Annotated in this window: 7 protein-coding genes; all 7 read right to left on the reverse strand. The window is 60.5% G+C overall.

Translation table 11 applies throughout. The features are described from left to right. The 7 genes from carA to dnaB all read right to left on the reverse strand — a co-directional run bounded on the left by carA (position 1) and on the right by dnaB (position 9397). Positions 1–1431 (reverse strand): glutamine-hydrolyzing carbamoyl-phosphate synthase small subunit, encoded by a 1431-nt coding sequence (gene carA, locus FGQ67_RS08250; RefSeq protein ID WP_138341269.1) that lies wholly within the window; start codon positions 1429–1431, stop codon positions 1–3. 208 nt (positions 1432–1639) lie between these two features. Beyond that, positions 1640–2605: a hypothetical protein gene (locus FGQ67_RS08255; RefSeq protein ID WP_138341271.1), complete on the reverse strand. Its 966-nt coding sequence runs from the start codon at positions 2603–2605 to the stop codon at positions 1640–1642. Between the two features lie 19 nt (positions 2606–2624). Further along, entirely contained in the window at positions 2625–4397 is a 1773-nt protein-coding gene (locus tag FGQ67_RS08260; protein ID WP_138341273.1) for an ABC transporter ATP-binding protein, read from the reverse strand. Positions 4398–4479: 82 nt separating this feature from the next. Beyond that, entirely contained in the window at positions 4480–5175 is a 696-nt protein-coding gene (locus tag FGQ67_RS08265; RefSeq protein WP_171025269.1) for an NUDIX domain-containing protein, read from the reverse strand. Between the two features lie 21 nt (positions 5176–5196). After that, complete coding sequence (gene purD, locus FGQ67_RS08270; protein ID WP_138341275.1) at positions 5197–6501, reverse strand: phosphoribosylamine--glycine ligase; 1305 nt, start codon at positions 6499–6501, stop codon at positions 5197–5199. 118 nt (positions 6502–6619) lie between these two features. Then, on the reverse strand, positions 6620–7906 hold the full coding sequence (locus tag FGQ67_RS08275; protein WP_138341277.1) for an adenylosuccinate synthase: 1287 nt from the start codon (positions 7904–7906) through the stop codon (positions 6620–6622). A gap of 93 nt (positions 7907–7999) precedes the next feature. After that, positions 8000–9397, reverse strand: a complete 1398-nt coding sequence (dnaB, locus tag FGQ67_RS08280) for a replicative DNA helicase (RefSeq protein ID WP_006235827.1) — start codon at positions 9395–9397, stop codon at positions 8000–8002. Positions 9398–9625 lie beyond the last annotated feature (228 nt).

The following is a 9625-nucleotide window of genomic DNA, read 5'->3' on the forward strand; positions in this document are numbered from 1 at the left end:
TTAGTTCTCCTCGGTCTCAGTCTCGGCGAAATTCCAGCCAGCCAGGCGGTCCTTCGCGGTGTCGATGTCCAGGTAGTTCTCCTCGCCGTCCATGAGTCGCGTAAAGGCGGTAAAGAGATAGTGGGCATCGGTGGGGCCAGGCGAGGCCTCGGGGTGATACTGGACCGAGAAGCACGGGGCGTCGAGCAGCTGGATGCCCTCGGCGGTGCCGTCGTTGAGGTTCACATGTGTTAGGCGAATGCGGCCAAAGCGCTTGTTCATCACGACCGGCGCGATTCCGCGGCGCACCCAGACCCGCAGATCTCCATCGGCCGCATGCTCGGTCTCGCCGCCGGAAAGCTCGGGGACAAGCTTGCCCAAGCTGGGGAACAGCAGGCCAAAGCCATGGTTTTGCGCGGTGATCTCCACGCGACGGCTTACCAGGTTCATGACCGGCTGGTTGCCACCGCGGTGACCGAACTTAAGCTTTTCCATCTGGGCACCGCAGGCCAGGCTGATCATCTGGTGACCAAGACAAATACCAAAGACCGGCACCTTGCAGATCAGCTGCTGCACCTGCTCGTAGGTCTCCACCACGGCGTCAGGGTCGCCGGGGCCGTTGGACAAAAAGACGCCATCGGGATTCATGTCGAGCACCTCACTCGCAGGCGTATCCCACGGCACGACAGTAAGGTCGCAGCCGGCGCGGACGAGGCCCTCCAGAATGCCGCGCTTGACGCCGCAGTCGTAGGCGACCACTTTGTGACGGGCAGGAGCGGCAACCGCAAGTGCAAAGTCATGCGTGGCAGGCAGGTCGGCGGCCACAAACTCGTGAGGCGCGGGGCAACTTACGGTCTTCACCAGGTTCTCGCCTACCAGCGTGGGCGCTGCGGCCAGACGCTCGGCAAGCTCGTCGACGTCGAAGATCTCGGTCGAGATAATGCCCATCTTGGAACCATTGTCGCGCAGATGGCGTACCAGAGCGCGGGTGTCGACACCCTCGATAGCGACGATGCCGTGAGCGCGCAGGTACTCCGGCACGCTGACGGCCGAGCGCCAGTTAGAAGGCGTGGCGCACATGTCGCGAACGATCATGCCGCGCATAGCCGGAGCGCTCGTAGGGCGCACGTCGTCGCCGGGGAAGGCCGACTGGACGTCGGTCTCGTCGATACCGTAGTTGCCGATCTGCGGATAGGTCATGGTTACGATTTGGCCGGCATAACTCGGGTCGGTCATGACCTCAAAGTAGCCCTCGAGCGAGGTGTTGAAGCAGACTTCGCCGGTCGCGGTGCCCTCGGCGCCGCATGCACGTCCATAAAAAATGGTCCCATCCTCAAGATACAGGATGCAGGGACCGCAGGTGCCCTTGCTGGTTTTGGCCAGCATGCGCTGGCAAAGCTCGCTGGGCGCGAAGGTGCGGGCGGCAGCGCCCGCGGTATGGTTGTTCGCCATAATTCTCCTTCCCGGTCTCACAGGACCGGCTTAAAGGTGTGTAGTTAGGCCTCGCGGTATTGTAACCGCAAGCATGCCTCATGGCGTTAATTTCATCGAAATGTTTACGAAATGATAATTATGACTTTCTATGCATAATGATTTTTTAATCCCCGTCCCAGAAAAATCATCCCGCGTGGGCTTGTGGCTCACGCGGGATGATGGCCTCTTACTTTTTCTTGTCCTGTTCCAGCAGATCGGACGGTGAGCGATCGGGCTTGCCGCCGCGGAAAATCTCGCGGCCATGCAGACGATGTTCCAGGTCACGTTCGTCCTTTTCCTCGTCAATCTTGGTCTGGCTCACCACCTGGTCCTCAATCAACGACGACACCGAGTTCACCTGTTTTTGAATGCGCTCGGCGATGGTGTCATCCATACTCACGATGCGCATCTTCCAGTCGATATTCGTGGCGTTGGATGAGCTCTTGGTCCACACGAACGTCAGGATGGCGCTCTGGTGGCCCTGGGCGGGAAACATGCCAAAGAAGGAATCGTGCTGAATGTTGCTATCCTCGTCGATATAGGCGTGAACGTTATACACCACGCGGTCGATTTTATCGTTAAGCAGCGCGTTGGTCGCAAGCGCCGCGGCCTGAATCTGCCCGTTGGACAGCAGCTCGAGCTCGTTGGCAGACGATGTGTCCAACACCGTCACCTCGACCGTGCCCGTACGCTCATCGGCTTCATCGACGGTAAAGTCGAGCGGGAACTGCGTAAAGCCGTTGCCCCACTCAAGGCCGCCCTTCAGCGCCGTCGAAACGGTATCGACCGAAACGCTCTCGGACAGGTTGGCGGTGTTCAGACGACGCATCACGCCGTAGCCAACCTGCATGCCCACGATCAGCACCAAAATACCAATGACCACGGCCATCGCGGTCTTCGTAATGGTATGGCTCACCTGCGAACCCGAAGGATCGTCCTCGGACAGCGGGTCGATATGTTTTGCCTGGCTCGCGCGGTCCTCGCTGCGCAGCTGCGCTAGCGCAGCTTTGTCACCGCGCTTGGCCGCAGCCTCCTTCTCACGCATGCGCTCGGTTCGCTTTTTGGCAAGCGTGGGATCCAAGACACCGGATGCATCGATTTCGGAGAATAACTCCGTCACTTCTTCCGGAGTCAAAGGGTTCTTGTCAGCCATAAACTTCCTGTCATATCAATCAGTCGAGCTCGTGCGCACGCGCACCTTCGAACTGCATTCGATAGTAACGGGCATAGGTGCCGCCACGGGCGAGAAGCTGTTCATGCGTGCCACGTTCCACAACGCGACCATGCTCAACGGTCGCAATCTCGTCAGCATGCTTAATGGTCGAAAGACGGTGGGCGATGATGATTGTGGTACGGCCGCGTGCCAGCTCTTCGAGCGACTCCTGGACCGCCTCCTCGCTCTCGTTATCCAAAGCACTCGTCGCCTCGTCCAAGATCAGGATCTTGGGGTTCTTGAGAAACACGCGTGCGATGGCAACACGCTGCTTCTGTCCGCCCGAAAGACGGCTGCCACGCTCGCCCACCACGGTGTCGTAGCCCTGTGGAAGCGACTCGATAAAGGCATCGATGTTGGCGCGACGGGCGGCCTCGGCGATCTCTTCCGCTGTAGCGCCCGGCTTGCCGTAGGCGATGTTCTCGCCAATCGTACCGTCAAACAGATAGACATCCTGCTGCACCAGGCCGATGGCACGGCGCAGGCTCTGCTGCGTCACATCGCGCACGTCTTGGCCGTCGATGCTAATGGATCCGGCAGCCACGTCATAAAAGCGCGGCAGCAGCGAACAGGTCGTGGACTTGCCACCGCCCGAAGGGCCAACCAAAGCGATGGTCTGCCCGGGCTTGATGGACAGGTCCATATGGTCGATAACGGGACGCTCGTCGGCATCGCCCTCGCCCAGCTCAACATCCTCGTAGTTAAAGCACACGTCGTGATACTCCACGGCGCCGGCAGTCACCTGCAAATCCGTGGCGCCCGGCTTGTCCTGGATATCCGGCGCGGTCGAGAGCACCTCGTCCATACGCTTAAAGCCGGCGATAGCCTTCTGATACGTTTCGGCCGAATTGACGAGTGTCTCGAGCGGCGTGCAGAACAGCGAAATGTAGAGCGCGAAGGTCGCCATATCGACCGCCTGCAGCTGTCCCTGGGCGACCAGCCAGCCGCCCAGCAGCACCACGATCACATAGAGCACACCCGAGAGCAGGCCATACGTCGCGGTATAGACGCCCATGGCGTGATACATGTTCTCCTTGGACGAAAGATAGCGATTGTTGGAGGCGCGGAACTTGAAGCGTTCGGTCTCCTCATTGGCAAAGCTCTTGACCACGCGCATGCCCGCCAGCGAATCCTGCAGCTGCGCATTGATGCCGCTGATTTTTTTGCGGTTGTCGCTAAAGACCTCGCGCATGCGCATGTTCTGCCAAAACATGATGACCGCAAACGCCGCCGTCACCACGGCCATGGCGAGCGCCAGCACCGGGGCGATGGTAAAGAGAATCACAAACGAGCCGATAATCTCGATGCCGCAGATGATGATCCACTCGGGCACGTGGTGCGCCGCCTCGCAGATATCGAACAGGTCGTTGACCACGCGGCTCATCATGTCGCCCGAGCTGTTGCGGTCGAAGTACGCAAAGCTAAAGCGCTCATACTGGTCGAACAGGTCCTCGCGCATCTTGGACTCCATGCGCGCGCCCATCACGTGACCCCAATAGCTCACAAAGTAGCGGCAGGCGCAGCGGACGGCATACATCAACACCAAGCCCACCGCGATCATGCCGAGCGCCTGCATAATGGCAGCCTGACCCTGAGTAAACAGCCCACCGGTCAAATTGCGCAGAATAATGGGAAACGCAAGGTCAATGGCAGCAAGCACCAGAGCACAAACAGTATCAGCAACAAAAAGCCCCATCTGGGGCTTGTAATAAGACAAAAACCTTTTCAGCATGTGATCCTCAAAGAAATATCAGCAACGTAAGGCCCTGGGACAAAGCAATCAGTAGTACTTGTCCCAGGGCTATCCCCACTCGTTACAGTTCGGCTCCGCCCAACCTATGTGCGATGCTATCGCAGGCCAAGGCGCCTACGACGGTCTTGGCGTCTTCGATCTTGCCGTCGAGCACGGCGTCGATCAGCTCGTGCAGCGGCACCAGGTCCACGTTGACGAACTCGTCATCATCGGGGTTGGGCGCATCAAACTCGAGCTTGGTGGCTAGGTAGATATGAATGATCTCATCGCAAAAACCGCAGGACGTGACAATCGACGTCAAAAAGCGAATACGACCAGCCCTAAAGCCCGTCTCCTCGTGCAGCTCGCGCTTAGCGCAATCGAGCGGATCTTCGCCCGGATCAAGCTTGCCGGCGGGAATCTCGACCGTCACGCGGTCGATGGCGGTGCGGTACTGACGCACCAGTACGATCTTGCCGCTCTCGGTCAGCGCCACAACGGCCGCCGCACCCGGATGGCGAACGATATCGCGGGCGCTGCGGTGACCGTTGGGCAGCTCAACCTCAAGACGGTGGACGTCGAGGATCTTGCCCTTCCAGGCGCACTCCTCCGAAAGAATCTTCTCGTGCAGCTCGGCATCGTGCGGGTCGTCGTCGCCCAGCACCAGTGCCGGCTCGTCAGCGACCTCGCCACCAGGCTCGCCCTCGGCGTGCCCATACACGCGGCTGTCCTCTTCGACGATCTGCGCGTCCACGAGCTCTTCGTTCTTCTCGTCCATCCGTCTCATTCCTCTCGGATTTTAGGCATCCCAGGCGTCGCGACCGCGCAGCGCGCGCAGGCCGATGTCGCGACGCAGGGTCTTGCCCTCAAAATCAATCTTCTCGCAGGCCTCGTAGGCAAGGTTGCGAGCGTTCTCGAACGTGTCGCCCAGAGCGGTCACGGCAAGCACGCGGCCACCATTGGTCACGAGCTGGCCGTCCACCACGGCAGTGCCCGCGTGGTACACGGTCACGTTCTCCATGGCCTCGGCATCGGCGATACCGGTGATGACCTTGCCCTTCTCGTAGCTGCCGGGATAGCCCGCGCTCGTCAGGACAACGGCCACGGCCCACTCGTCACGCCAGTCGAGCTCAATCTGATCGAGCTCGCAGTTGGCGCAGGCAAGCATGACCTCAACCAGGTCGTTCTTAAGGCGCGGGAGCACGACCTGCGTCTCGGGGTCGCCAAAGCGGGCGTTGAACTCCAGTACCTTGGGGCCGGCGGGGGTGAGCATAAAGCCGCCATACAGGCATCCGCGGTAGTCGATACCCTCGGCAGCGAGCTCGGCCACGGTCTGCTCCATGACCTTCACCATGGTGGCGTGCTCCTCGTCAGTCACGATGGGCACCGGGCTGTAGACGCCCATGCCGCCGGTGTTGGGGCCCTTGTCGCCCTCGAGCGCGCGCTTGTGGTCCTGCGAGGTAGCCATGGGGCGCACGGTCTTGCCGTCAGTAAAGGCCAGCAGCGAGCACTCGGGACCAACGAGCATCTCCTCGATAACCACGGTGTTGCCGGCATCGCCAAAGGTGCCGCCAAAGCACTCACGCACAGCCTCCTCAGCCTGCGAAAGCTCGGTTGCCACAATAACGCCCTTGCCTGCGGCAAGGCCGTCAGCCTTCACGACCAGCGGAGCGCCCTGCTCGCGCACGTAGGCGAGAGCCGAGGCCTCATCGGTAAACGAGCCGTAGGCGGCCGTCGGGATGTTCGCACGCTCCATGAGCTGCTTGGAGAACAGCTTGGAGCCCTCCATCTGGGCACCCTCGGCGCCCGGGCCAAAGCACGGGATACCCGCCGCGCGGACGGCGTCGGCCACGCCCGCCACGAGCGGAGCCTCGGGGCCAATCACCACGAGTCCGCATCCATGGCTCTGGGCAAACGCCGCCACGGCCGCAGGATCGCAGTCGTCGAGAACAACGTTCTCGCCGCAGCTCGCGGTGCCGCCGTTGCCCGGCGCGATGTAGAGCTTGCCGGCGCGCGGTGATGCTGCGAGCTTGGCTGCCAAAGCATGCTCACGGCCGCCGCTGCCCAACAACAGGATGTCGATGGTTTGAGTGTCCGCCTTCAAGGGTGCCTCCTCTATGGATGAATGGCCCGCTCCGCGCGAGCCCCTTGCAAGCAAATATACCCCTCGGCCGCCCGTCCGGGCTGCAAAGGGGTATATCGCAATAACCAAATAGTCCCGATTACTTCCAGAATCGGTTGATGATCTGCTCGCGACCAGCGCCAACGCCAATGAACGTCACGCGGGTGTGTGCCAGATCCTCGATAAACGCCACGTAGTCCTGAGCCTCCTGCGGCAGCTCGTCAAAGCTGCGACAACCGGTGATGTCGCACTTCCAGCCAGGGAGCTCCTCGTAGATGGGCTTGGCATGCTCAAAGCGCACCTGATGCTCGGGCACGCTGGTGTAGCGCTCGCCATCGACGTCGTAGGCCACGCACACCTTGATGGTGTCGAAGGCCGAAAGCACGTCGAGCTTGGTCACGGCGATGTCGGTGAGGCCGTTGACGCGCGAGGCATAGTTGGCGATAGGGCCGTCAAACCAGCCGCAACGACGACGGCGACCGGTGGTCACGCCGTACTCATAGCCCTCCTCGGTCAGCGTGTGGCCAGCCTCGGACTCATAGGAAAGCTCGGTGGGCATGGGGCCCGAACCGACGCGGGTGATATAGGCCTTCATGACGCCCAGCACGCGGTCGACATTCTTCATACCGACGCCGGAGCCGGTAATGGCGCCGCCGGCGGTGCAGTTGGAAGACGTCACGTACGGATAGGTGCCGTGGTCGATGTCGAGCAGCGTCGCCTGGGCGCCCTCAAACAGCAGGTCCTTGCCCTCTTCGATCATGTTGTTGAGCAGCAGACTCGTCTCAGTGATGTAGGGACGCAGGCGCTCGGCCATCGGCAGGTACTCGTCGCAAATCTGGTCCACGGTGTAGGTGGGCAGGTTGTAGATGAGCTCGAGCTCGGGGTTCACGCGGGCGAGAACGGTCTCCAGCTTGTCGCGGAACAGTGCCTCGTCCAGCATGTCCTGCATGCGCAGGCCAATGCGGGCCATCTTGTCCTGATAGCACGGACCGATGCCGCGCTTGGTGGTACCGATGTTCTTCTTGCCGAGCTTCTGCTCAAAGGCGCCATCCAGATCGATGTGGTACGGCATGATGACATGCGCGTTGCCACTAATCTTGAGGTTCTTGGTGGTGATGCCGTCGGCCTCGAACATGTCGATCTCCTCAAGAACAACCTTGGGGTTGACGACGCAGCCGTTACCGATCACCGACACGTGGTCGGAATACATGATGCCGGAGGGCACCTGGTGCAGGCCGTACTTCTTGCCGTTGACGACGATGGTGTGACCGGCGTTGTTGCCGCCCGAGTAGCGCACGACGGCATCGAAGTCGCCGGCGACCAGATCGCAAATCTTACCCTTGCCCTCATCGCCCCACTGGGCACCGACCAAAACGGTTGACGGCATGTTTACTCCTTACATTCATGGACTGTCTACGCGCCACGCCGGGGCGCAGAAGCACAAAACATTCCCAGTATACCCGTGCAACGGGCGCCTGTCCTACTCCTCGGCATGTGCCCCATCAAGCTCATAGAACTTGGTGGATGCCGGCAGGAACATCAGGTCGACGTCGCCGATCGGGCCCGAACGGTTCTTGGCCACGACGATACGCGTAACGCCCTCGTCGGGTCGATCGTCGCGCGAGGCTTCGGCCTCGTCGGCGGAGCGGTCCAAGAACATAACGATATCGGCGTCCTGCTCGATGGAGCCCGATTCACGAAGGTCGGAAAGCTGCGGGCGCTTGCCGGTACGGGATTCGACCTGACGCGAGAGCTGCGACAGCGCGATGAGCGGGATCTTGAGCTCCTTGGCCATGATCTTCAGACCACGCGACATCTCCGAAACCTCGACGGTACGGCTCTCGGAGCGGCGTCCCGGCGGAGGACTCACCAGCTGCAGGTAGTCCAGGATGATGATTGCCTTCTCCTTGTTATGGAGCATGCGGCGGCTCTTGGCGCGAATCTCGGTCACTGTGGTGCCGGGCGTATCGTCAATCAGAATATCGAGCTTGGACAAGGTCTGCGTGGCCTCGTTGATATTGGCCCACTGCTCGGGGCTAATGCGGCCCATGCGGAAGTCACTGATCGAGATCATGGCGTAGGCGCAAATCAGACGCTGGGCAATTTCCTTGCCCGACATCTCCAGCGAGAAGAAGCCGACGGTATAACCAGCAGCGGCAGCGTTAAGTGCCAGGTTCAGAGCGAACGACGTCTTACCTACAGCAGGGCGGGCGCCGATAATGATGAGCTGACCCTCACGGAAACCCATGAGCATGCGGTCGAGCGACGGGAAGCCCGTGGGCACGCCCGCCGCCTGGCCACCGGCTTGGCACACTTCCTCGGCCTCGTTATAGGCCTCGACCATAAACTCGGTCAACGTCTTGTAACTCGACTTGACCTCGCGCGCCGTAACCTTGAGCAGCTTGCTCTCGGCCAGCTCGACAACCTCTTTGGTGTCGGTGGGGGCATTATATGCCAGCGCGTTGATCTCGTTGGTGGCGCCGATCAGCTCACGCAGCATCGAATCGCGGCGAACGATGGCGGCATGATGCTGCCAGTTGACGAGCGACAGGGTCTGACCCATCAACTCCAAAATGTACGCTTCGCCGCCCACGGCATCGAGCTTGTTGATGCTTCGCAGGTAATCGATCAGCGAGATGGAGTCGATGGGAATGCGGCTGTTGTACATATCGACCATCGCGGTATAGATGGTCTTATGAATGGGCCGGTAGAAGTCATCGGGCTGCAGCTCGACCTGGGCTTCTTCGACCACCTCGGGCGATAGCAGCATAGCGGCCAGCACATTGGCCTCTGCATCTTGGTTTTGGGGAAGACCCAACTTTGAGCCGCGGTCCTCGACCGTCAGCCCGGTCTCCCTATCGTCATATGCCATGAGCATCCTTATTCATATCGCTTGCGAGCATCCATAGTATCAGCTACGGTCCCAAAACGCGCCGCGCGCCGCCAATCATCACCGAACCAAACGGATGAACGGTCCTGTATATAGGACTTCGACGCAACGTTCACCATGACACTCACTCAGCGCAAAAAATCAGAACCACCCTTAAAAAGGGTGGTTTGCTCTTAGGGTATAACCCACGGGCCCCGGGCTCGCGTCTAAAGGCGC

Source organism: Collinsella aerofaciens, from assembly GCF_005845035.1.
In the GTDB taxonomy this organism is placed as follows: domain Bacteria; phylum Actinomycetota; class Coriobacteriia; order Coriobacteriales; family Coriobacteriaceae; genus Collinsella; species Collinsella aerofaciens_I.

Coding starts and splice junctions, on each gene's coding strand:
- carA (WP_138341269.1), bottom strand. CDS start 1,431: ATGGCGAACAACCATACCGCGGGCGCTGCCGCCCGCACCTTCGCGCCC.
- FGQ67_RS08255 (WP_138341271.1), bottom strand. CDS start 2,605: ATGGCTGACAAGAACCCTTTGACTCCGGAAGAAGTGACGGAGTTATTC.
- FGQ67_RS08260 (WP_138341273.1), bottom strand. CDS start 4,397: ATGCTGAAAAGGTTTTTGTCTTATTACAAGCCCCAGATGGGGCTTTTT.
- FGQ67_RS08265 (WP_171025269.1), bottom strand. CDS start 5,175: ATGGACGAGAAGAACGAAGAGCTCGTGGACGCGCAGATCGTCGAAGAG.
- FGQ67_RS08275 (WP_138341277.1), bottom strand. CDS start 7,906: ATGCCGTCAACCGTTTTGGTCGGTGCCCAGTGGGGCGATGAGGGCAAG.
- dnaB (WP_006235827.1), bottom strand. CDS start 9,397: ATGCTCATGGCATATGACGATAGGGAGACCGGGCTGACGGTCGAGGAC.